Source organism: Caballeronia glebae (genome assembly GCF_001545035.1).
Lineage (GTDB): Bacteria > Pseudomonadota > Gammaproteobacteria > Burkholderiales > Burkholderiaceae > Caballeronia > Caballeronia glebae.
On the sequence record NZ_FCOJ02000006.1, the window covers coordinates 41,306 to 64,696 of the forward strand.

The window sequence follows — 23,391 nt, forward strand, 5'->3', positions numbered from 1 at the left end:
TTCGTGATGTATGTATGCGCGGCTTCGTAAAAGGGTGGCGCATGGGTCATGTCCTCGCGCGCATTCGGGTAACATGGCCCCAAAGGCACAAGGCCTCGCGCTGGCGAGAAGGCTCGGCGCGCAGTCACTTCGCGTGGATGTTCCAGTCAGAACCATGATCATCAATTCGCTGCTCGATACCGACCTCTACAAGTTCACGATGATGCAGGTCGTGCTGCATCACTTCCCGGCGGCGCATGTCGAATATCGCTTCCGCTGCCGCACGCCCAGCGTGGATCTCGTGCCGTATATCGACGAGATTCGCGACGAGGTGCGTCAACTCTGCAATCTACGCTTCAAGGAAGAGGAGCTGGATTATCTGCGGCGCATGCGCTTCATCAAGAGCGACTTCATCGATTTCCTCGCGCTCTTCCATCTGAACGAAAAGTCCATTCGTATTGCGCCGTCGCCGAAGAAGAACGGCGAGATCGACATCGAGATCGAGGGGCCGTGGCTGCACACGATTCTCTTCGAGATTCCGGTGCTCGCGATCGTCAACGAAGTCTATTTCCGCAACACGCAGCGCAAGCCCGAATTCGAAACCGGCCGCGAGCGCCTGCGCGAAAAGATCAAGCTGCTCGCCACGCCGCCCGAATATTCCGACTGCAAGATCGCCGATTACGGCACGCGCCGCCGCTTTTCGGGACAGTGGCACGAGGAAGTCGTCCTGACGCTGAAGGACAGGCTCGGCGCGCAGTTCGCCGGCACGAGCAACTGCTTTTATGCGATGAAGCACGGCTTGCGGCCGCTTGGCACGATGGCGCACGAGTACTTGCAGGCGTGTCAGGCACTCGGTCCGCGCCTGCGCGACTCGCAGATCTTCGGCTTCGAGATGTGGGCGAAGGAATATCGCGGCGACCTCGGGATCGCGCTGTCGGACGTCTACGGCATGAAGGCGTTCCTGCGCGACTTCGACATGTACTTCTGCAAGCTGTTCGACGGCGCGCGCCACGATTCCGGCGATCCCTTCGACTGGGGCGAGCGCCTCATCCGGCATTACGAGGAAAACCGCTGCGATCCGCGCACGAAGGTTCTCGTGTTCTCCGACGCGCTCGATATTCCCAAGGTGCTGCAACTGTACGAGCGTTTCCGCGGGCGTTGTCAGCTCGCTTTCGGCGTCGGCACGAATCTCACCAACGATCTCGGTTATCAGCCGCTGCAGATCGTCGTGAAGATGGTTCGCTGCAATGGTCAGCCGGTCGCGAAACTCTCGGATTCCCCCGGCAAGAACATGTGCGACGACAAGGCGTATCTCGCCTATCTGCGTCAGGTGTTCGGCATCGAGCAGCGGGTGGGCGAGGACTGAGCGCCACGCATTCGTGCATTCGTGCATTCGGCCTATGCCGTTCGGCCGAGGTTCGTGCGTGTATGCCGCTCGCTATAATTCGGACGCGTCGTCGATCAATCCGGCGCGCACGAATCTCAAGCACGCCAACACGAGGACGGCACCATGGATACATCGGCCGCGCGCCGCAATATTCTCGCGCGCATTCGCAGCGCGCAGGGCCGTCGCGGCGCCGCAACGGATGCCGAGCGCGCTACGGCGCAAGAGTACGTGGAGCGTCATCCGGAAGGTCCGCGTCCGCCGTTGCCTCACACGCGTGCCGAACTGATCGCGCGCTTCACACTCGAAGCGGAGCGTCTTTCCACGACGGTTGCCGAAGTCGAGTCGCTCGACAATGCACCCGCCGAAGCCGCTCGCTATCTTCAGTCGCTGAATCTTTCCCTTTCCGGCGATGTCGTCGCGTGGCCGGCGCTCGCGCATTTGCGCTGGGCCGACGCGGGCATCCAGGCATCGTTTCGCAAGCCCGCCGACGCCGATCTCGTCGGCATCACCGGGTGCTTTTGCGCGACGGCGGAAACCGGTTCGCTCGTGTTGCTCTCGGGCGCCGAGACGCCCGCATCCGGCGCGCTTTTGCCCCAGACGCATATCGCGATCGTGCCGGCATCGCGCATCGTCGCCGCGCATGAAGATGCGTTCGCGTTGATGCGCGCCGAGCGGGGCGAGTTGCCGCGCGCGGTGAACTTCGTGTCGGGACCGTCGCGCACCGGCGATATCGAACAGACCATCGTGCTCGGCGCGCATGGGCCGTATCGCGTGCATGTGATCATCGTGCGCGGAGCGTGAGTCACATGCGGCGTCTGGTTTTTTGCGCGATGGGCGCAACGCTCGCGCTGATCGCCGCGCCCGCCGCCGCCACCGCTGCCACGCACGACGGCGCGACGCTCGCGGCGACGTGGAGCATACCGTTCATCGGCATGCTGCTTTCCATCGCGGTGTTTCCGCTCGTCGCGCCGAAGCTTTGGCATCACCATTTCGGCAAGATCGCGGCGGCGTGGGCAATCGCGTTTCTCGCGCCGTTCGCGCTCGCGTTCGGATTCGGCACGGCGGCCAGCGTGCTCGTCCATGCGATGCTCGAAGAATACGTGCCGTTCATCGTGCTGCTGGCGTCGCTTTATACGGTCGCGGGCGGTATTTGCGTGCGCGGCAATCTGCACGGCTCGGCGCGTCTCAATACCGGATTGCTCGCGCTCGGTACCGCGCTCGCGAGCGTCATGGGTACGACGGGCGCTGCCATGCTGCTGATCCGCCCGCTCTTGCGCGCGAACGACAACCGCAAGCATGTCGTGCATGTCGTCGTGTTCTTCATCTTTCTCGTGGCGAATGCGGGTGGTTCGCTCACGCCGCTCGGCGATCCGCCGCTCTTCCTCGGCTTTCTGAACGGCGTCGGCTTCTTCTGGACGACGGTGCATCTCGCGCTTCCCATGCTTTTCGTCTGCGCCGTGCTTCTCGCCGTGTTCTACGCGCTGGACAGTTTCTACTGGCGCAGACACGACGCGCGATCCGCCTTTCTCGATCCGACGCCCGATACGCCCCCGCTCGGCATCGACGGCAAGATAAATTTCGCGCTGCTCGCGGTGATCGTCGTGCTCGTGTTGATGAGCGGCGTCTGGAAACCCGGCATCGTGTTCGACGTGTTCGGCACGCATGTCCAATTGCAGAATCTCGCGCGCGACGTGCTGCTCGTCGTCGTGCTGCTCGCGTCGCTCGTGCTCACGCCGAAAAGCGCGCGCGCGGGCAATGCGTTCGACTGGGCGCCCATCGAGGAAGTCGCGAAGCTGTTCGCCGCAATCTTCGTCACCATCGCGCCCGTCATCATGATCCTGCGCGCGGGTGAATCGGGCGCGTTCGCGGGCATCGTGCACGCGGTGTCGGATGCGCACGGCAAGCCCGTCGACATCGCCTATTTCTGGGCGACCGGTCTTCTGTCGTCGTTTCTCGACAATGCGCCGACCTATCTCGTCTTCTTCAATCTCGCGGGCGGCGATGCCCGCACGCTCATGACCACCGACGCCACGACGCTCGCCGCCATCTCCGCGGGCGCGGTCTTCATGGGCGCGAACACGTATATCGGCAATGCGCCGAATTTCATGGTGAAGGCGATCGCCGAATCGCGCGGCGTGCGCATGCCGGGTTTCTTCGGCTTCATTGCGTGGTCCGGCGCGATTCTCTTGCCGCTTTTTGCTGTTTTCGGCTGGCTATTTTTCTAGGAGCAATCGATGAAGAAGGTACTTGTCGCGCGTCCCACTTTTCCCGATGTGATCGAGCGCCTCGAACAGTATTTCGATGTCGACACGAACCGCGGCGACGTGCTCCCGCAGGAAGAATTCGCACGGCGTCTGGCCGACAAGGACGGCGCGTTCACGGCGGGCGAGTGGGTCGGCGAGAAAGAGCTGGCGGGCGCGCCGAACCTGAAAGTCGTCGCGAACATGGCGGTCGGCTACAACAACTTCGACATGCACGCGTTCGACGCGCACAAGGTGCTCGGCACCAACACGCCCAACGTGCTGAACGAAACCACGGCCGATTTCGGCTGGGCGCTGATGATGGCGGCGGCGCGTCGCGTCACCGAATCCGAGCACTATCTGCGCGCGGGCAAATGGCAGAAGTGGTCCTTCGATTCGTTCCTCGGCGCCGATGTCCACGGCTCGACGCTCGGCGTGATCGGCATGGGGCGCATCGGGCAGGCGCTCGCGCGGCGTGCGGCCGGCTTCAACATGCGCGTGATTTATCACAACCGTTCGCGCGTCGCGCCGGAAATCGAGCGCGAGTTGAATGCCGAGTACGCGTCGAAGGAAGACCTGCTCAAGCGCGCCGATCATGTCGTGCTCGTCGTGCCTTATTCCAAGGAGAGCCATCACACGATCGGCGCGGCCGAACTCGCGCTCATGAAGCCGACGGCGACGCTCACGAATATCGCGCGTGGCGGCATCGTCGACGACGCGGCGTTGATCGCGGCGTTGCGCGAGAAGCGCATCGCGGCGGCGGGCATCGACGTGTTCGAGGGCGAGCCGAACTTCAATCCGGATTTCCTGCTGCTGGACAACGTCGTGCTGACGCCGCATATCGCGAGCGCGACCGAAGGCACGCGCCGCGCGATGGCCAATCTCGCGGCCGACAATCTCATCGCCGCACTGGGCGAAGGCCCGCGCGCCGGTAATCCGCCGAACCCAATCAATCCGGACGTACTAAAGAAATGATGGAACTGCTGGTTGGCGCGGTCGCCGTGTTGGCGATCGCGCTCGTAGTCTTGCTTGTCGCGCTCATCATGACGATGCGGCGCAACTCGAACGCGGTCATCTTCGACGAGTTCGAAGCGCTCACCGACCGCGTCAACGACATGGGCGAGGCCCACACGCGCGCGCAGGAACGGCTCGAACGCGGCTTGCGTGGCGATATCGCGGAAAACGCGCGCGTGTCGCGCATGGAGTCGCAGAGCGGCTTCGCGCAATTCCATCAGACGCTTTCGACGCAACTGGCGAACACGTCGAACGTGCAGAACGCGCAATTCGATGCGCTCGCGCAGCAACTCGCGCAACAGAGCCAGCAGGCGCGCGAGGAGCAAAGCAACGCGCTGAAGCGCTTCGCCGATTCCGTGTCGTTGCATCTCGCGCAACTTTCCGAAGCGAACGAGCGGCGGCTCGCGGAAGTCCGCGCGACGCTCGAAGCGCGCCTGAAGGACATCGAGGCGAACAACTCGACGAAGCTGGACGAAATGCGTCGCACCGTGGACGAGAAGCTGCACGCGACGCTTGAGCAGCGGCTCGGCGAGTCGTTCAAGCTCGTCTCCGACAGGCTGGAGCAGGTGCATCGCGGGCTCGGCGAGATGCAGACGCTCGCGGCGGGCGTCGGCGATCTGAAGAAGTTGCTGAGCAACGTCAAGACGCGCGGCATCTGGGGCGAAGTGCAGCTCGAAGCGCTGCTGGAACAGTTGCTCACGCCCGACCAGTACGCGAAGAACGTCGCGACGATTCCAAAAAGCAACGAGCGCGTAGAGTTCGCGATCAAGCTGCCCGGCCGCCACGACGCGCCGGGTGCGCCGGGCGATGTGGCCACGCCGGTGTGGCTGCCCATCGACGCGAAATTTCCGCGCGAGGACTACGAGCGCCTGATCGATGCGCAGGAACGCGCGGACCCGGTCGGAGTCGAGGACGCGTCGCGCGCGCTCGAAGGGCGTTTGCGTGCCGAGGCGAAGTCGATCGCGCAGAAGTACGTGGCGCCGCCTCACACGACGGACTTCGCATTGCTCTTCCTGCCGACGGAAGGCCTCTACGCGGAAGTCTTGCGCCGCCCGGGCTTGAGCGATTCGTTGCAGCGCGAGTATCGCGTGACCATCGCCGGACCGACGACGCTGACCGCGCTCCTAAACAGCTTGCAGATGGGTTTCCGCACGCTGGCCATCGAGAAGCGTTCGAGCGAGGTGTGGCAGGTGCTGGGCGCGGTGAAGACCGAATTCGGCAAGTTCGGCGAAGTGCTGGCCAGAACGAAGTCGCAGCTCGAAACCGTGACGCGCTCGATCGAAGCGGCGCAGACGCGCACGCGGCAGATGGGCAAGCGCCTGCGCGATGTCGAGGCGTTGCCGGGAGAACAGGCGGCGGGGCTGCTGGGCGATGCGTTGGGCGACGCGTTGGCCGATGCATCATCGCCCGAAGGCGACGACGAGCCCTGAGTTACGCGTTACGAGGCGAGTTGTTCGAGCGTCTCGCCCGTCACGCGCACGATGCGCCAGTCGGGCAGTACGGTCGCGCCCATCTTTTCATAGAAGTCGATGGCGTTTTGGTTCCAGTCGAGCACCGACCATTCGAAGCGGCCGCACTGGCGCTCGACCGCGAGTGCGGCGAGCTTCTTCAGCATCAGCGTGCCGAGACCACTGCCGCGCATCGACGGACGCACGTACAGGTCTTCGAGATACAGGCCGCGCTTGCCGAGGAAGGTCGAGAAGTTCTGGAAGAAAAGCGCGTAGCTGACGACTTCGCCCTCGACTTCTGCAACGAGTGCTTCGGCGGCGGGCCGTGAGCCGAACAGCGCATCATGCACGCCTTCTTCCGTCGCGATGAACAGATGCGTGAGTTTCTCGAACTCCGCGAGTTCGTACATCAGCCCGAAGATCGCGGCGACGTCGGCGGGCGTGGCCGCGCGGATGGCCGGGGCGCTCACGCTTCCTCCGGCGCGTCGGAGAGCACGATCTCGATGCCGCCGAAGCGCGACGCCACCCAGTTGTACGCGTGGCACGCGATCCACAGCAGGATGAAACCGAGAATCGCGTTCAGCAGCAGCGCGCTCGTGACGGTGCTCACTTCCACCGAGCCGTATCGCACGAACGCGACCACGACGCCGAGCAGCACGATGGGCACGCTGAAGGTCAGGTACACGAGGATCAGCGCCTTGGCGGTCTGTCCCGGTGCGATGAATGAAATCTGCTTTTTCATGGAAGGAAATCCCCGTCTATCGATGTAGGAATGTGGACTGGCGACGCCCGGTGCCGCGCTTGGGTCAGATCAGGCCGTCGAATGGCACGATTTCGACTTCGTCGCCCGCGTCGATGTCGCCGCGCGCGTGCTCGAGCACGAGGAAGCAGTTGGCTTCGCTCATCGAACTCAGCACGCCGGAACCCTGCGGGCCGGTGGTGACGACGCGAAAGCGGCCGTCGTCGTCACGCGTCGAGATGCCGCGCTGGAACTCGGTGCGGCCCGCGCGCTTTTTCATCGGCTCGGCGGCGATCGCGCGGATGACCGTGAGCGGCTGTCGCGTCGCGCCCGACATCGCCAGCAGCGCCTCGCGCACGATGAAGTAGAACGTCGCCATCACGGCGACCGGGTTGCCCGGCAAGCCGAAGAAGAGCGCCGACTCGCCCGTTCCCGCACGCTCGCCCGACCACAGGCGGCCGAACGCGAGCGGGCGGCCGGGGCGCATCGCGATCTTCCAGAAGGCGACGTCGCCGAGCGAATTCATCAGCTCGCGCGTGAAGTCCGCATCGCCGACCGACACGCCGCCCGAGCTGATGACGACATCGGCGTTCTCGGTCGCACGGCGGAGCGCCTTTTCGAGCGATGCACGATCGTCGCGCACGATGCCCAGATCGACCGTTTCGACGCCGAGCCGCTTGAGCATCGCGAAGAGCGTGTAGCGATTGCTGTCGTAGAGGCTGCCGGGGCTCAGCGTTTCGCCGACCGAGCGCAGTTCGTCGCCCGTCGAAAAAAACGCGACCGTGAGGCGCTTGCGAACCGGCACTTCGCCGATACCGAGCGACGCGAGCAAACCGAGATCCGATGCGCGCACAACGCGCCCCGCGAGCAGCGCCGGCTTGCCTTTCGCGAGATCTTCGCCCGACAGGCGGCGGTTCTGACCAGCACGGATCGCCGTGGATGAAAAGCGGATGGTCTCGCCTTCGCGCGTGACGAGTTCCTGCGGCACGACCGTGTCGCAGCCCGGTGGAATGAGCGCGCCCGTCATGATGCGCACGCACTGATCCGCGCCCGGCGTGCTTTCGAATGGCCGCCCGGCGAGCGCCGTGCCCGCGATGGACAAGCCGACGGTACTGCCGCCACGCGAGAGCACCTCGCCGGAGAACGCGTAACCGTCCATCGCCGAATTGTCGTAAGCGGGCACGTCGATGGGCGAGACCACATCTTCGGCGAGCACGCGACCGAGTGCGTCGTGCAGGCCCACGCGCTCGACCTGCACGTCCCGCGTGCGCGGCATGGCCCACTGACGCACGATTTCCTGCGCGGCTTCGACGGGCAGCGCATCGGGATCGTAGTGGGCGACGCAGGCGGAGAATTCCTTGGACGTGGTCATGAATCGGCGTGGATCGCGGCCGGAGTCCGGCGAAGAAGCAGCCACGAGGCCGCGCGGTGGTTGAGCGCCCGAACGCCGGATTGCCGCAACGGCGGAGGTCAGCGCACAGTCGGGTTGTCAGTCGATTTGAATGAGTCAGCGGCGTTCGAGATCGGCCAGCTGCTGTAAATCGTTGATATTGTAAAACGCGCGTTCATCGCGAAATTGGACTTCCACCGCCTTGTGGCGCGCGTACCACGCGCGGACCTTGCGCTCGCCCGCGTCGAGCCAGGCGTCCAGATCGTCGGCGAGCGAGGTGCGCAGCAACGCGAAAACGGGATGGGCCGTGACGTCGCCCGACGCATCGATCGTTGCTGCATACGCAACATTGCCGCCATGCGCGTCGAGCGCTTGCATCAGCGCCGCGCCGATGTGTTCGTCGACGAAAGGAGCGTCGCAAGGCGCGGTCAGGACGAATTCGGTGGTCGCGGCGCGCAGCGCGGCGGCGATGCCGGCGAGCGGTCCCGGGAAATCCGCGCGCGTGTCCGCGACGACGCGCGCGCCGAATGCCGCGCCGAGGCGCTCGTAATCTTCGACGGAACGGTTCGCGCTGATCAGGAGCGCGCTCGCCTGAGGCGCGATGCGCCGCATCACGTGCAGTGCGAGCGGTTCGCCGCGAAACGGCTGCATGCCCTTGTCGACGCCGCCCATGCGCGAGCCGCGCCCGCCCGCGAGCACGAGCGCGGTAACGCTGGACGATGAATGAGCGTTCAGCACGAGCGAACCGTCGCTCAGCCGCCGATGTACGACATTTCGACGCGGCGCGCATCTTCACGCGATGGCGCCGTTGCGCTGCCGCGCAATTGCGAATAGCGGTCGCCGCGCGCCTCCCAGATGTGCGCGATGGCCGACGCGACTTCCTCGTCGCTCGCGCCGCCGCGAATCAGGCCGCGCAGATCGTGGCCGCCAACCGCGAAGAGGCACAGATAAAGTTTGCCTTCCGTGGAAAGCCGCGCGCGGGTGCAGGAGTCGCAAAACGCGCGCGTAACGCTCGAAATCACACCGATTTCGCCGCTGCCGTCGCGATAGCCCCAGCGTTGAGCGGTTTCCGCCGCTGTATGGGCTTCGAGCGGTTCGAGCGGAAAGTGAGCGTCGATGTGCTCGACCACCTGCGCCGAAGGCAGCACTTCGCTCATGTTCCAGCCGTTCGACGCGCCGACATCCATGTATTCGATGAAGCGCAGAATCGTGCCGCTGCGTTTGAAATGGTGCGCCATGGGCACGATTTCCTGGTCGTTCGTGCCGCGTTTCACGACCATGTTCACTTTGATCGGGTCGAGCCCGGCGGCTTGCGCCATCTCGATGCCATTCAGCACGTCGGCGACTGCGAAATCGGCGTCGTTCATGCGGCGAAAGAGCGAATCGTCGAGCGCGTCGAGGCTGACGGTGACGCGTGACAAACCCGCGTCCTTCAGCGAGCGGGCCTTGCGTGCGAGGAGCGAACCGTTCGTGGTGAGCGTGATGTCGAGCGGGCGGCCTTCCGGCGTGCGCAACAGCGCCAGCCGTTCGATCAGGAATTCGATGTTCTTGCGCAGAAGCGGCTCGCCGCCCGTGAGGCGAATCTTTTCCACGCCATGCGCGACGAACACGCGCGCGAGCCGCTCGATTTCTTCGAACGAGAGCAGGGCGGCGTGCGGGAGAAACTGATAGTGCTTGTCGAACACTTCGCGCGGCATGCAGTACACGCAGCGGAAGTTGCAGCGGTCTGTCACGGAAATGCGCAAATCGCGCAACGGGCGCGCGAGCGTGTCCGTGAGCAGTCCGGACGGCGATGTAACGACGCCGGAGAAATCCGGAATCGCGCTGACATCGGCGAGAGGAATGATGCGTCGGGACATGGTTGCTCGCGGTCGGCTCGGCCGTGCGGCCTAGTTCGATTGATGGTTGGACTGTTCCATTTTAGCGGAACCGGGGCATCGGGACGCACTGACACGAAGTCGCGGTTTTCCCGCGGTTCAGCCGCGTTAGGGGACGACAAAGAAAAACGCCATCGACCGGGATCGATGGCGTTCTTGGTTTTTGCCCGAACGCCTAAGCGAACGGGTCGCGCGAGCGCGTTTAGTGGGCTTGTTGCTTGCCGGTTTCCACTTGCTGCATCGGCGTGGCGTCGGCGGGCGGGAGCGCTTTGCGCTCGCGCGGCGCGCGCACCGCCTCCGGCTCACGCGCGGCGGCGGCGCTCGCCTCGCGCAGCTTGCCTTCGTCGGTGTTCACCCAGACGAGGCCCGCCTGCTCCAGCATCGGCTGAAGGGTTTCGACGGCGATCGGCTTCGACGTTGCGGGTGCGGACGGCGCAGCGGCCTTCACCGGCTCCGCGACGACTGCGACAGGCGTTTGCGCAACCACTGGCGCGTGCGTCTGCGTTTCCGCGATTTCGACCGGCTTCACCGGTTCGACGGCCGTCGCATCGGGCGTCGGCGCGACGGCGGCGGTTTTCACCGGCTCGGCGATCTCGGCCGGCTCAGCCACGACAGGCTCGATGGGGACCGGCGCGGTTTCGACGGGCTTCGCAGCTTCGACGGGCTTCGGCTCCTCGGTCGCGACGGGCACGAACGGATCGGACGAATTCGTCTCGGCGACTTTCGACGACGCACCGAACGGATTTTCGACCGCCGGCGCCTGAGCGGGCTTGGCGAAGAGGTCGAAGTTCGTCGGTTCGGGCGTTTGCGCCTTCAGTTCGAAAGGCTCGGCCTCGGCGGCCTTCGCGACCGGTGCTTCTTCGGTTGCGGCGGGCGCTTGCTCTTGCGGCTTCGCTTCGACCGGCTGAGCGACCGGCTGCTGCGCCGACGGCTCCGTCGGCTGCGGTGCGGCAGGGCGGGTTTCGCGGCGCGCGGCTGCTTCCTGCGCGGCTTCGGCGTCGAACACGCCAGCTTGCGCGGAGGTGCTTTCCGCGAAGCCTTCCGATTCGGCGACGTCGGCCGCGTGGTTCACCGTCATGCCGTCCTCGTCGCGCTCGCGACGACCGCCACGACGACCGCGGCGACGGCGACGACGCTCCTCGCCATCACGTCCGCCAGCCTGATCGTATGCCGCATCGATGCCAGCTTGCTGCGCGTCGGCATTGGCTTGATCCGCTTCGACGATGTCCGACGGCACCGTTTCGCCTTGCGTCAGCGCTTCGACGGCGGCCTCCGGCTGCGGCTTGCGACGCTCGCCCCGTTCCGCGCGCTCGGTGCGCTCGCCACGGTCGGGACGCTCGCGGCGTTCCTGACGTTCGGCCGCTTCCGGACGGGCGGCGCGTTCCGCGTCGCGGTCGCGCGCTTCACGCGGCTCACGTGCTTCACGCGGCTCACGTGTTTCGCGCGGCTCGCGTGCTTCGCGTGCTTCGCGCGGCTCACGTGTTTCACGCGGCTCACGTGCTTCACGCGGTTCGCGCGCTTCACGCGGCTCGCGGACTTCCCGCAGCTCGCGTCCCTCGCGACCGCCACGCGCTTCGCGATCTTCACGACGGCCGCCCTGGCGCGTTGCGCCGTTGGCCCCCGTCGCCGTTCCTGCCGCCGCTCCTTCACGTCCGGCGCCACCGCCACGGCGATTGCGATTACGATCGCCGCCTCCTGTGCGTTCACCGCGCTCACGCGGCGCGCGCGTGGCCGGTTGCGCTTCGACCGGAGCAGGCGCGGGTTGCGCCTCAGGCTGAATACCGAAAAGATTCTTGATCCACGCGATGAACCCGCCGCTCGCCGGAACGGACGTCGGCACCGGCGCGGCCTCGACGGGCGCGGGCTTCACCGGCGCGCTCGGCGCGGGCTTCTCGGGCGTGATGCCCTTCACGGCCGCTTCCTGCTTCGGCTTCACTTCCTCGGTGCGCTTGCTGTAGCCGGTTTCCGACTCGAGTTCGCTCGCCGCTTCCACGGCCATCTTCCACGAGGCGCGCGGTTCGTCCAGACGCGCATCGTCGTGACGCAGACGCTCCAGCTTGTAGTGCGGCGTTTCGAGATGCTTGTTCGGGATCAGAACGACGTTGACCTTGAAGCGCGACTCGATCTTGTTGATTTCCGAGCGCTTTTCGTTCAGCAGGAAGGCGGTCACTTCGACCGGCACCTGGCAATGGATTGCCGCGGTGTGTTCCTTCATTGCTTCTTCCTGAATGATCCGCAGCACTTGCAGCGCGGACGATTCGGTATCGCGGATATGGCCCGTGCCATTGCAGCGCGGGCACGTCACGTGGCTGCCTTCCGACAACGCCGGACGCAGCCGCTGACGCGACAGTTCCATCAGGCCGAAACGCGAAATCTTGCCCATTTGTACGCGGGCGCGGTCGTGCTTCAACGCATCTTTCAGGCGCTGCTCGACTTCGCGCTGGCTCTTGGCCGACTCCATGTCGATGAAGTCGATCACGATCAGGCCGCCCAGGTCGCGCAGACGAAGCTGACGCGCGACTTCGTCGGCGGCTTCGAGATTGGTGCGCGTCGCGGTTTCCTCGATGTCCGCGCCCTTGGTCGCGCGCGCCGAGTTCACGTCGATGGCGACGAGCGCCTCGGTGTGATCGATCACGATCGCGCCGCCGGAAGGCAGCGGCACGGTGCGCGAGTACGCGGTTTCGATCTGATGCTCGATCTGGAAGCGCGAGAAGAGCGGCACGTCGTCGTGATAGCGCTTCACCTTCGAGACGTTGTCGGGCATCACGATATCCATGAAGGCGCGCGCCTGATCATGGATTTCGGTCGTGTCGATGAGGATTTCGCCGATATCCGGCTGGAAGTAGTCGCGAATCGCGCGAATGACGAGGCTCGATTCGAGATAAATCAGCATCGGCTGGCCGGCGACGCCGCTTTGCGACGCGGCTTCGATCGCGCGCCACAGTTGCATCAGGTAGTTCAGGTCCCACTGCAGCTCTTCAGCCGAACGGCCGATACCCGCCGTGCGCGCGATGATGCTCATGCCTTCCGGCAGTTCGAGCTGCGCCATGGTTTCGCGCAGTTCCTGCCGCTCGTCGCCCTCGATACGGCGCGACACGCCGCCGCCGCGCGGGTTGTTCGGCATCAGGACGAGGTAGCGTCCGGCCAGCGAGATGAACGTGGTCAGCGCCGCGCCCTTGTTGCCGCGCTCTTCCTTCTCGACCTGAACGATGAGTTCCTGGCCTTCGCGCAACGCATCTTGAATGCGCGCGGAGCGCATCTCGACGCCATCGCGGAAATACTGGCGAGCAACTTCCTTGAACGGCAGAAATCCGTGGCGGTCCTCGCCGTAGTTGACGAAGCAGGCTTCGAGCGACGGCTCGATGCGAGTGATGACTCCCTTGTAGATATTGCCTTTGCGCTGTTCGCGCCCGGCGGTTTCGATGTCGATGTCGATGAGCTTCTGCCCATCGACGATGGCGACGCGCAATTCTTCTTGCTGCGTCGCGTTAAACAGCATTCGTTTCATGAAACGGCTCCAGAATGGCTCCGTCCTCCCTCGTCGTGCGAGTCGGCGTCTGTGATGTGAATCGTCACGCGCGCGAAGCGGGAAGGTGGGCGTGCCACGCTTTTTTGTGTGTTGTCACAAAGCACGCTGGAGCGGGACTTCTGGCGGGAGAATTGCCGAAAGCAGGCTGCGGCTCCCAAATTGGGACGGCCGCGCCGTGGGGCGCATTGCGAAGCAACTGCGAGACGTTCGACGTATTCGCTCGGCCCGTGGCGAGGATGAACGGCGGCGCTGCGGTTCCGCGTCTCAAAATGGACGCGCCGAACCGACTCGCGCTCTTGCAAAGAGCCTGATTCCTCCCAACGGCGGCTGCGGGGAAGAGCGGTCTCGCGCAAACCAGCGCGATGCTTCGTGACCGATCCTCTTTGCTGCCATGCCGCGCCGGCGCGGCCGCGGGCTCGATTGCTCCCGTCGGCGCGCGGCCGTGTGTCTCGCCTCGTTTGCGGCGTCGTCGCACTTCGCAGAAATCAGCGCAGCAGCGATTTTCGCCGTCAGTTGTTCGCAAAACCGGCGAGCGTCGATTTGCCTTTTTCTCCCGCTCGCTGGCAGGGCCGATTTGGGCTGGCATCCGGCTTTTTCGCCGGGCGCCGTCGCTTCTCGCCGATAAAATTCTTTTTTACCAAAAATCCGTTACCGCGGCGATCGACTCGACCGAACGCGCCTGTGGGCTCCGTCCCTGCCGGTGATATCGCCGTGCGTGCAACTCGTTGCTCTCGATGTTCCGGGTGAGCAACCGACCTTGGGCGCAAGTAAAATGATGGTTTATCGCTTGCACCTGTACAGTCTGAATAATCCCGCCGCTGCTTGATCCTAAGCATCGACTTTTTCAGGCTGCTCGCAAATTATATTCAGAATGAATGAGTTAGGCAAAACATCCCATAAGCAGGTCGCAAGCGAACACGTGTCGATGATCGAAGTCGACGAGACCGCAGCCGGTCAGCGGATCGATAATTTCCTGCTGCGCGTGTGCAAGGGCGTGCCCAAGAGCCATATATACCGCATCCTTCGCAGCGGCGAAGTGCGCGTGAACAAAGGCCGCATCGACGCCGCGTACCGCCTCGAAATGGGCGATCTCGTGCGCGTGCCGCCGATCCGCACTGCGCAGCCAGACGAGCCGCCGGTATCGGCGAACGCGCCCGCGGCCGAGTTCCCGATCGTTTTCGAGGATGACCATCTCATCGTAATCGACAAGCCGTCGGGCGTCGCGGTGCACGGCGGCAGCGGCGTCGCGTTCGGCGTGATCGAGCAATTGCGCAACGCGCGGCCACACGCGAAATTCCTCGAACTGGTGCATCGGCTGGATCGCGAGACCTCGGGTGTGCTGATGCTTGCCAAGAAGCGCGCGGCGCTCGTCGGCCTGCACGAGCAAATACGCGAAAACCGTGTCGACAAGCGTTATTACGCGTGCGGCCACGGCGACTGGCAGAGCGACTGGGGCCGCAGACGCATCGTGAAGGCGCCGCTCCATAAATATGTCGCGGCGGACGGCGAGCGGCGCGTGCGCGTCCAGGAGAACGGACTGCCGTCGCACACGGTCTTCAATCTGATCGAGCGCTGGGGCGACTACGCGTGGGTCGAGGCGGAACTGAAAACCGGCCGCACGCACCAGATTCGCGTGCATATGGCGAGCATTGGCCTGCCGATTGCGGGCGATGCCAAATACGGCGATTTCGCTCTTAACAAGGAATTGGCTCGCCCGAGCGCGAAGCCTTCGCTAAAACGCATGTTTCTGCACGCATTTCGTCTGAAGATCGCGCATCCGGCGACGGGCGAGCCGCTGCAGTTCGAAGCGCCGCTGCCCGCCGAATGCAAGCGGTTCATCGAACAATTGAAAAAACGAGAGACAGAGTAAATGGCGCGGCAGCAATTCGATTTGATCGTTTTCGACTGGGACGGCACGCTGATGGATTCGACCGTCCACATCACGCGCAGCATTCAGGCTGCGTGCCGCGACCTCGGGCTGCCGGTTCCCGCCGATGAGTCCGCGAGCTATGTGATCGGCCTGGGCCTGAAAGACGCGCTGCAGATCTGCGCGCCGACGCTCGATCCGTCCGACTATCCGCGCCTGGCCGAACGTTACCGCTTCCATTTCCTGACGATGGGCCAGAAGACCGAGCTCTTCGACGGCGTGCGCGAGTTGCTGCGGGAATTGCGCGATCTCGGCTATTTTCTCGCGGTGGCGACGGGCAAGAGCCGCGTCGGGCTGAATCGCGCGCTCGACGAATCGCGGCTCACGAGTCTTTTCGACGGCACGCGCTGCGCGGACGAAACGTTCTCGAAGCCGCATCCCGCGATGCTTCACGAACTCACGCGCGAACTCGGCCAGGACCTCGGGCGCACGGTGATGATCGGCGACACGACGCACGATCTGCAGATGGCGATCAACGCGGGCGCGGCGTGCATCGGCGTCGGCTATGGCGCGCATCCGGCCGATTCGCTCGCGGCGCTCAAGCCGCAGTTCTGCGCCGACAGCGTCGCCTCGCTCGCCGGCTGGCTGCGGGAGCACGCATGACGCACCCGGCGCGGGACGCGGTGCGCGTGTGCGCATCGGACGAACTCGTCGATGGCGGCGCGGGCGTGCGCGTTCCGGCAACCGAGGCGAGCGGCGACGCCGTGATTTTTTTCGTGCGCTACGACGGGCGGCCCTACGGCTATCTGAACCGCTGCGCGCACGTGCCGATGGAGCTCGACTGGAACGAGGGCCAGTTCTTCGAAAGCTCGGGCCTATACTTGATGTGCGCCACGCACGGGGCGATTTACGAGCCCGACACGGGCAAATGCGTGGGCGGTCCTTGCCGCGGCGCACGCCTGCGGGCCGTCTCCGTCGAAGAGCGCGACACACCGGAAGGCCGCGCGGTCTTCTGGCTGCCCGACGACGCGTTGCGTCCCGCCTGATTTCTTTTCTACCGATCCACAACGCATGTCCGACAACTTTCCTCCCCGCAATAACGACAACTGGGAGCGCGACGCGCTCGAACGCATCGCGCTCGCCGCCATCCGCGAGCAGCGCGCCGCGCGTCGCTGGCGCATTTTCTTTCGCTTCGTGTTTCTCGGCGTGATCGCGTTGATCGCGTGGGGCGTGTTCGATTTCACCGGCGATCGCGTCGCGAAGGCGGGCAAGCACACGGCGCTCATCGAGCTGCAGGGCGAAATTTCCGCAAACAGCGATGCGAGCGCCGACAACATCGACGAGGCGCTTCAGAGCGCGTTCGAGGACGAGAACACGGCGGGCGTGATCCTGCGCATCAATAGTCCGGGCGGCAGTCCGGTGCAGGCGGGCATCATCAACGGCGAAATCCGGCGGCTGCGCGCGAAGTATCCGAAAACGCCGCTGTACGTGGTCGTCGACGACATGTGCGCGTCGGGCGGCTATTACGTCGCGGCGGCGGCGGACAAGATTTACGTGGACCGGGCGAGCATTGTCGGGTCGATCGGCGTGCTGATGGACGGTTTCGGCTTCACGGGCCTGATGGACAAGCTCGGCATCCAGCGCCGCATGCACACGTCGGGCGCGAACAAGGGCGCGTTCGATCCGTTCTCGCCGGAAACGCCCGCGATGAACGCGCACGCGCAGGCCATGCTCGATCAGATCCACACGCAATTCATCGACGCGGTGAAGCTCGGCCGGGGTAAGCGTCTGAAAGACGATCCGGAGCTGTTTTCCGGCATGTTCTGGACCGGCGAAAAGAGCGTCGAACTCGGTCTTGCCGACGGTTTCGGCGACGCCAGCTATGTGGCGCGCGAGGTCATCAAGCAGCCGGATATGGTCGATTACACGCAGAAGGAGAGTATCAGCGAGCGCGTGGTGCGGCGCTTCGGCGCATCTGTGGGCGATGCCGCCGTGCGCGCGCTCACGCTCGGCGGCAAGCCACAGTTGCGCTGAACTTACGAGGCTAGCAAGAGGAAGATCGCCGGGCGCTTGTGCAGGTCGGGCGCGGTCTGCTTCTTCCAGTCCGCCGCCGTGCGCGTGACGATGGTTTCGCCCGGCAGCGTCAGATCGACCGCGACGCAAATAAGCGTCGACGGCGCGCACGAGGCGACGAGCGTGTCGAGCATCGCGCGGTTTCGATAGGGCGTCTCAATGAAAATCTGCGTCTGATTGGCCTTGCGCGACAGTTGCTCCAGCTCGCGCAGGCGCTTTGCGCGCTCGCCGGCATCGACCGGCAGATAGCCGCTGAACGCGAAGCTCTGGCCGTTCATGCCCGAAGCCATCAGCGCGAGCAGGATCGAGCTTGGTCCGACGAGCGGCACGACCTTCACGCCACGCTGATGCGCGCGCCGCACAAGCAACGCGCCGGGATCGGCGACGGCGGGACAGCCCGCTTCGGAGACGAGGCCGGCGTCCGTGCCGGCGAGGATCGGCGCGAGCAGATTGTCGATCTCGGCCGCCTTCGTGTTCACGTTCAGTTCGCGCACCTCGATTTCCTGAATCGGGCGTTCCGTGCCCACTTTCTTAAGAAACGCGCGCGTTGTTTTGGCGTTTTCGCCGATGTAGTACGCGAGCGCGGAAGCCTGCGCGCGCACCGGTTCGGGCAGGACTTGGGCGAGCGCGGTGGCGTCGCCGTCGCCCAGCGTGTTCGGGATCAGATAGAGAACGCCGCTCATGCTGCCTCCAGAATCGGATAACCGGCGTTCACGAGCATTCCGGTCAACGCGATCAGCGGCAAGCCGATGAGCGCTGTCGGATCGTCGGATTCGATCGCTTCGAGCAGCGCGATGCCGAGGCCTTCCGCCTTGGCGCTGCCGGCGCAGTCGTACGGCGTTTCGGCGCGCAGATAGGTTTCGATCTGGGCATCCGAATAGCGGCGAAACCGCACGCGCGTGACGATATCGGCGGATTGCGCGCCGCCCGTGCGGCTGTCGAACAGGCAGAGGGCGCTATGGAATTCGACGCTGCGGCCGCGCATCGCCTGCAACTGCGCGAAGGCTTTTTCATGCGTGCCGGGTTTGCCGATCTGCGTGCCGTCGAAGGTCGCGACCTGATCGGAGCCGATCACGAGCGCGTTCGCCCGGTCGTCGCTAACGTTGCCGGCCGCGGCGCGCGCCTTGGCCATCGAGAGCCGCACGGCAGTCGCCTCGGGCGTTTCGCCGGCGAGCGGCGCTTCATCGATATCGGGCGAGACGACATCGAACGGAATGCGCAGGCGCGTCAGTAACTCGCGCCGATAAGGCGAACTGGACGCCAGAATCAGGCGCGGCGGCGTTTTTGAAGCTTCGGACATGGAGCGAATCCGGCAAAAATGGGTGAAAAAACGACGGGCTGCGGTTCAGCCCTTAAGTATTTGACTCGAAAGAACAAAGCCGATATGATTTTGGGCTTTTCATCGGTACGTGCTGACGAACCACGTCCGCTCGACGTCGATGAAGCCGGTTGAGCCGAAAGCGCCAGAAGCACGAATGCCGGTTCGATGCAAATTCGGGCAAGCCACGCCTGCATTGAATCTGCATCGCGGTGCATACTGAGCGCTCACCGGTAGCACTAACCCAGTAAGGCCCAAGCAGGAGCGCACATGACTCAGAATCCTGGCAAACCTGTGAGCCCCGCCGACCCGCGCGCGCTCGACATTTACGAATTCGCCACGAGCGGCAGGCAGGCAGCCGGCGCGCTGCGCGTGTCGCAGATGCCGCGCATGTTAGCCGAAGTGCCGGCGGATGTGCCAGAGCGCGACACCGCATTTACCTGGCAGGGCGAGGGCTCGACCCAGCCGGAACTGCAGGACAACGGCACGGACGCGCCGCAGCCGTATCTGCGTCTCGCGGTGCACGGTTCGGCGTGGCTCACGTGTCAACGCTGCCTTCAGCCGTATTCGCAACATCTCGATGTCGATGCAACGTATCGGATCGTGGCGACGGATGAAGAAGCGGATGAATTTCCGCTCGACGACGATGAAGTCGAAGTGATCGTGGGCTCGCGCCAGTTCGATCTCGTCGACTTGATCGAAGAGGAGTTGTTGTTGTCCTTGCCGCTCGTGCCCAAGCACAACGTATGTCCCGAGACGCACGAAAGCCTGCTTCCGGACGCGGTGGACGACGAGTCGGATGAAAGCGGTGCGACGGATGAGGACGAGAAACCGAATCCTTTTGCCGTGCTGGAAAAGCTCAAACAGGGCGGCTCCGACGACAAGAAGCACTGAATGGTTTTGTAGCACGCAACAAACTGGTAGCGCGATGTGCGCACCCGATGGCCGATCGGCCGAGGGCTGTCGGCGGATCGGGCTGTGTTAGAATTCGCAAAATTTTTCTGGAGTAATCATGGCAGTTCAGCAAAACAAGAAGTCGCCGTCGAAGCGCGGCATGCACCGTTCCCACGACTTCCTCACGGCGGCTCCCATTGCTGTCGAGCAGAGCACGGGCGAAGTGCATCTGCGCCACCACGTGAGCCCGAACGGCTACTATCGTGGCAAGAAAGTCATCAAGACGAAGAACGACTAAGCGTTCATTGACGCTCGATGTGCCCGCTGGAATCGTTTCGCGGGCGCGCGGGCGCAACTCGCTCTTGACACTTTCCCGGTACGACGAGAAAGCGGCATTTCACTGCCGCTTTTTTGTGGCCGAAATTCGTCGCTTTCCATGACTGTAAAGATAACCATCGACTGCATGGGAGGCGACCACGGTCCGGCCGTGACCGTTCCCGCTGCCGTCAGTTTCGTGCGCTCGCATCCCGACGCGCACCTGATGCTCGTCGGTCTAGAGCAGCCTATTCGCGCTCAGCTCAAGAAATGCAAGGCTTCCGATGAGCCGCGTCTGACCGTCGTTGCCGCCAGCGAAGTCGTCGCGATGGACGATCCCGTCGAAGTCGCGCTGCGCAAGAAAAAAGATTCGTCGATGCGCGTCGCGCTCAATCTCGTAAAAGAGGGCGAGGCGCAGACCTGCATTTCCGCCGGCAATACCGGCGCGCTCATGGCGGTGTCCCGCTATGTGCTGAAGACGCTCGCCGGTATCGAGCGGCCCGCTATCGCGTTCGCGATGCCGAGTCAGAAGGGCTACACCACCGTGCTCGACCTGGGCGCCAATGTCGATTGCGAACCCGGGCATCTGTTGCAATTCGCGGAGATGGGCCACGCGCTCGTTTCGGCGCTCGAAGGGCGTGAGCGGCCGACCATCGGGCTGCTCAATATCGGCGAAGAAGTCATCAAGGGCAACGAAACGATCAAGCGCGCGGGCGAACTCCTGCGCGCGAGCACGCTCAACTTCTACGGTAACGTGGAAGGGAACGACATCTACAAGGGCACGACCGATGTCGTCGTATGCGACGGATTCGTCGGCAATGTCGCGCTGAAGACCTCCGAAGGTCTCGCGAAGATGCTCGCCGATATGATCAAGGAAGAGTTCAGCCGCAACTTTGCCTCGAAGCTCATGGCGCTGGTCGCGCTGCCCGTGCTGAAGCGCTTCAAGAAGCGTGTCGATCCGGCGCAATATAACGGCGCGGCCTTGCTCGGCCTGCGCGGGCTGGTCATCAAAAGTCACGGTTCGGCCGAAGCCTTCGGGTTTGAATGGGCTATCAAACGCGGGTATGATGCCGTCAAAAATGGCGTGCTCGAACGCCTGGTGCGCGCGATGGAAGAGAACGCTCCCGCCGCGCGCGAGGCGGAGGCGGACGTTCCCGCGTCGACGGTCGTGGATCAATCGATCCAGCAGGCCGCTTCACAGCCAAACTCGCAGCCGAACCCGCCGGGCGAGTCCGGTCCTGCGCTACATTCGAAGGCATAATGGCTCAATCCAATCTTTACTCTCGCGTGCTTGGCACCGGCAGCTATCTGCCGTCCGAGCGTGTCACGAATCAGGACTTGGCGGACCGTCTCGCGAAGCAGGGCGTCGAAACCAATGACGAATGGATCGTCGCGCGCACCGGCATTCACGCGCGTCATTTTGCAGCAGCGGATCAAACCACGAGCGATCTCGCGCTGATCGCATCGCAGAAAGCGATCGAAGCGGCGGGCGTCGATCCGCAATCGATCGATCTGATCATCGTCGCGACCTCCACGCCGGACTTCGTGTTTCCGAGCACCGCGTGCCTGCTGCAGAACAAGCTCGGCATCAAGAACAACGGCGCGGCCTTCGACCTGCAAGCGGTGTGCTCCGGCTTCGCCTATGGCGTCGCGACGGCGGACAGCTTCATTCGCAGCGGCCTGAACCGCACGGCGCTCGTCGTCGGCGCGGAGACGTTCTCGCGCATCCTCGATTTCAACGATCGCACCACGTGCGTGCTGTTCGGCGATGGCGCGGGCGCGGTCGTGCTGCAGGCATCCGACGAACCGGGCGTGCTGTCGAGCGCGCTGCACGCGGACGGCAGCTATTCCGACATTCTCTGCACGCCGGGCAACGTGAACGGCGGCGTGGTTCAAGGCAGCGCGTTCCTGCACATGGACGGGCAGGCCGTGTTCAAGCTCGCGGTCAACGTGCTCGAAAAGGTCGCGCTCGAAGCGCTCGACAAGGCGAAGCTCACGGCGGAAGACATCGACTGGCTGATTCCGCATCAGGCCAATATCCGCATCATGCAAAGCACGGCGCGCAAGCTGCATCTGCCGGCGGAGCGCATGGTCGTGACGGTCGGCGAGCACGGCAACACGTCGGCGGCGTCGATTCCGCTCGCGCTCGACGTCGCGGTGCGCGACGGCCGCATCAAGCGCGGCGACAACATTCTCATCGAAGGCGTGGGCGGCGGCTTCACGTGGGGCGCGTCGGTCATCCGCTACTGATCGACTATCGATTCCCTCTACCCATTCGCAACTGATCCCTTCGTCACGACAGCCGCCGCGCGCCGTATGCGCGCGCGGCGCTTCGTCAGATACCGACGACATCGCGGATCATTCCAATCAACGAGGACGATATGAAATTTGCGTTCGTTTTCCCCGGACAAGGCTCGCAGTCCATCGGCATGCTCAACGCATTCGCCGATCACGCCATCGTGCGCGAGACCGTGCAGCAGGCTTCCGACGCGCTCGGCCAGGATCTCGGCAAGTTGATCGCCGAAGGCCCGGCTGAAGACCTGAACCTGACGACGAACACGCAGCCCGTCATGCTGACGGCCGCGTATGCGATCTATCGCGTATGGGAAAAGGAAACGGGTCTGAAGCCCGCGCTCGTCGCCGGCCACAGCCTCGGCGAGTACACCGCGCTGGTCGCGGCGGGCGCGCTCGCGTTCGCGGACGCGGTGCCGCTCGTGCGCTTTCGTGCGCAGGCGATGCAAAACGCGGTTCCGGTTGGCGTTGGCGGCATGGCGGCGATTCTCGGTCTCGACGACGACACCGTGCGCGCCGTGTGCGCGGAGGCATCGTCGGCGGGCGTCGTCGAAGCGGTGAACTTCAATGCGCCCGCGCAGGTGGTCATCGCCGGTTCGAAGGCGGCCGTGGAGAAGGCGTGCGAAGTGGCGAAGGCGAAGGGCGCAAAGCGCGCGTTGCCGCTGCCGGTTTCCGCGCCGTTTCATTCGTCGCTGCTCAAGCCCGCATCGGATCAATTGCGCGACTATCTCGCCAAGGTCGAGATCAAGGCGCCGCAGATTCCGCTGATCAATAACATCGATGTCGCGATCGTCAACGATCCTGCCGCGATCAAGGACGCGCTGGTGCGTCAGGCGGCGGGTCCCGTGCGCTGGGTCGAATGCGTTCAGGCGATGGCGAAAGACGGCGTCACGCACATCGTCGAATGCGGTCCGGGCAAGGTGCTCGCGGGTCTGACGAAGCGCATCGACGGCAGTCTCGTCGGCGGCTCGATTTTCGATCCGGCATCGCTCGAAGAAACGCGCAAACTGATCGCTGCGTGATCGCTGG

The 23,391-nt window shown here is 64.3% G+C and carries 22 protein-coding genes; 14 read left to right on the forward strand and 8 right to left on the reverse strand.

Annotated elements, in window-relative coordinates; translation table 11 throughout:
* Window positions 1-154 precede the first annotated feature (154 nt).
* The 5 genes from pncB (at window position 155) to AWB82_RS05865 (ending at window position 6,050) form a co-directional block, all read left to right on the forward strand.
* The gene (gene pncB, locus AWB82_RS05845) at window positions 155-1,345 is read left to right on the forward strand and encodes a nicotinate phosphoribosyltransferase (protein ID WP_086966212.1); all 1,191 of its coding nucleotides are present in this window, start codon (window positions 155-157) and stop codon (window positions 1,343-1,345) included.
* Window positions 1,346-1,489: 144 nt separating this feature from the next.
* A complete protein-coding gene (locus AWB82_RS05850) occupies window positions 1,490-2,167 on the forward strand; it encodes a LutC/YkgG family protein (protein WP_086966213.1) in 678 nt (225 codons plus the stop codon).
* 5 nt (window positions 2,168-2,172) lie between these two features.
* The gene (locus tag AWB82_RS05855; RefSeq protein ID WP_086966214.1) at window positions 2,173-3,591 is read left to right on the forward strand and encodes a sodium:proton antiporter; all 1,419 of its coding nucleotides are present in this window, start codon (window positions 2,173-2,175) and stop codon (window positions 3,589-3,591) included.
* A gap of 9 nt (window positions 3,592-3,600) precedes the next feature.
* Window positions 3,601-4,581 (forward strand): 2-hydroxyacid dehydrogenase, encoded by a 981-nt coding sequence (locus AWB82_RS05860; RefSeq protein WP_086966215.1) that lies wholly within the window; start codon window positions 3,601-3,603, stop codon window positions 4,579-4,581.
* A complete protein-coding gene (locus tag AWB82_RS05865; RefSeq protein WP_086966216.1) occupies window positions 4,578-6,050 on the forward strand; it encodes a DNA recombination protein RmuC in 1,473 nt (490 codons plus the stop codon). Before AWB82_RS05860 ends, AWB82_RS05865 begins: the two co-directional genes overlap by 4 nt.
* 8 nt (window positions 6,051-6,058) lie before the next feature.
* On the opposite strand, the gene AWB82_RS05870 is transcribed toward AWB82_RS05865, so the two are convergent.
* The 6 genes from AWB82_RS05870 to AWB82_RS05895 all read right to left on the reverse strand — a co-directional run bounded on the left by AWB82_RS05870 (window position 6,059) and on the right by AWB82_RS05895 (window position 13,582).
* Window positions 6,059-6,478 (reverse strand): GNAT family N-acetyltransferase, encoded by a 420-nt coding sequence (locus AWB82_RS05870; protein ID WP_086966334.1) that lies wholly within the window; start codon window positions 6,476-6,478, stop codon window positions 6,059-6,061.
* A gap of 56 nt (window positions 6,479-6,534) precedes the next feature.
* Complete coding sequence (locus tag AWB82_RS05875) at window positions 6,535-6,810, reverse strand: hypothetical protein (RefSeq protein WP_008342276.1); 276 nt, start codon at window positions 6,808-6,810, stop codon at window positions 6,535-6,537.
* A gap of 64 nt (window positions 6,811-6,874) precedes the next feature.
* Entirely contained in the window at window positions 6,875-8,179 is a 1,305-nt protein-coding gene (moeA, locus tag AWB82_RS05880) for a molybdopterin molybdotransferase MoeA (protein ID WP_086966217.1), read from the reverse strand.
* Between the two features lie 135 nt (window positions 8,180-8,314).
* Complete coding sequence (gene mobA / locus AWB82_RS05885) at window positions 8,315-8,935, reverse strand: molybdenum cofactor guanylyltransferase MobA (RefSeq protein ID WP_086966218.1); 621 nt, start codon at window positions 8,933-8,935, stop codon at window positions 8,315-8,317.
* A 14-nt stretch (window positions 8,936-8,949) separates the two neighbouring features.
* Window positions 8,950-10,056 (reverse strand): GTP 3',8-cyclase MoaA, encoded by a 1,107-nt coding sequence (gene moaA, locus AWB82_RS05890; protein WP_086966219.1) that lies wholly within the window; start codon window positions 10,054-10,056, stop codon window positions 8,950-8,952.
* A gap of 220 nt (window positions 10,057-10,276) precedes the next feature.
* Window positions 10,277-13,582, reverse strand: coding sequence for an Rne/Rng family ribonuclease (locus AWB82_RS05895; protein ID WP_086966220.1), 3,306 nt, complete (start codon window positions 13,580-13,582; stop codon window positions 10,277-10,279).
* Window positions 13,583-14,474: 892 nt separating this feature from the next.
* Between AWB82_RS05895 and AWB82_RS05900 the strand changes: the two genes are divergently transcribed.
* The 4 genes from AWB82_RS05900 to AWB82_RS05915 are packed head-to-tail and all read left to right on the forward strand — an operon-like array spanning window position 14,475 to window position 17,504.
* Window positions 14,475-15,473, forward strand: a complete 999-nt coding sequence (locus tag AWB82_RS05900) for an RluA family pseudouridine synthase (protein ID WP_086966221.1) — start codon at window positions 14,475-14,477, stop codon at window positions 15,471-15,473.
* The gene (locus AWB82_RS05905) at window positions 15,474-16,133 is read left to right on the forward strand and encodes an HAD-IA family hydrolase (protein ID WP_086966222.1); all 660 of its coding nucleotides are present in this window, start codon (window positions 15,474-15,476) and stop codon (window positions 16,131-16,133) included.
* The gene (locus AWB82_RS05910; RefSeq protein ID WP_086966223.1) at window positions 16,130-16,516 is read left to right on the forward strand and encodes a Rieske (2Fe-2S) protein; all 387 of its coding nucleotides are present in this window, start codon (window positions 16,130-16,132) and stop codon (window positions 16,514-16,516) included. Before AWB82_RS05905 ends, AWB82_RS05910 begins: the two co-directional genes overlap by 4 nt.
* Before the next feature lie 25 nt (window positions 16,517-16,541).
* A complete protein-coding gene (locus AWB82_RS05915) occupies window positions 16,542-17,504 on the forward strand; it encodes a S49 family peptidase (RefSeq protein ID WP_086966224.1) in 963 nt (320 codons plus the stop codon).
* A gap of 2 nt (window positions 17,505-17,506) precedes the next feature.
* Here AWB82_RS05915 and AWB82_RS05920 read toward each other — a convergent pair whose 3' ends face one another.
* Both AWB82_RS05920 and AWB82_RS05925 read right to left on the reverse strand, forming a co-directional pair.
* Window positions 17,507-18,226: an SAM-dependent methyltransferase gene (locus AWB82_RS05920; protein WP_086966225.1), complete on the reverse strand. Its 720-nt coding sequence runs from the start codon at window positions 18,224-18,226 to the stop codon at window positions 17,507-17,509.
* On the reverse strand, window positions 18,223-18,843 hold the full coding sequence (locus AWB82_RS05925; RefSeq protein ID WP_086966226.1) for a Maf-like protein: 621 nt from the start codon (window positions 18,841-18,843) through the stop codon (window positions 18,223-18,225). Before AWB82_RS05925 ends, AWB82_RS05920 begins: the two co-directional genes overlap by 4 nt.
* A gap of 288 nt (window positions 18,844-19,131) precedes the next feature.
* On the opposite strand from AWB82_RS05925, the gene AWB82_RS05930 reads away from it, so the two are divergent.
* From AWB82_RS05930 to fabD, 5 genes are all read left to right on the forward strand, one after another.
* A complete protein-coding gene (locus tag AWB82_RS05930; protein WP_086966227.1) occupies window positions 19,132-19,755 on the forward strand; it encodes a YceD family protein in 624 nt (207 codons plus the stop codon).
* 118 nt (window positions 19,756-19,873) lie between these two features.
* Entirely contained in the window at window positions 19,874-20,053 is a 180-nt protein-coding gene (gene rpmF, locus AWB82_RS05935) for a 50S ribosomal protein L32 (protein ID WP_086966228.1), read from the forward strand.
* 138 nt (window positions 20,054-20,191) lie between these two features.
* Window positions 20,192-21,331 (forward strand): phosphate acyltransferase PlsX, encoded by a 1,140-nt coding sequence (plsX, locus tag AWB82_RS05940; protein ID WP_086966229.1) that lies wholly within the window; start codon window positions 20,192-20,194, stop codon window positions 21,329-21,331.
* Entirely contained in the window at window positions 21,331-22,320 is a 990-nt protein-coding gene (locus tag AWB82_RS05945; RefSeq protein ID WP_086966230.1) for a beta-ketoacyl-ACP synthase III, read from the forward strand. The genes plsX and AWB82_RS05945 overlap by 1 nt, the downstream gene beginning before the upstream one ends.
* A gap of 131 nt (window positions 22,321-22,451) precedes the next feature.
* Window positions 22,452-23,384: an ACP S-malonyltransferase gene (gene fabD, locus AWB82_RS05950; RefSeq protein ID WP_086966231.1), complete on the forward strand. Its 933-nt coding sequence runs from the start codon at window positions 22,452-22,454 to the stop codon at window positions 23,382-23,384.
* Window positions 23,385-23,391: the final 7 nt, after the last annotated feature.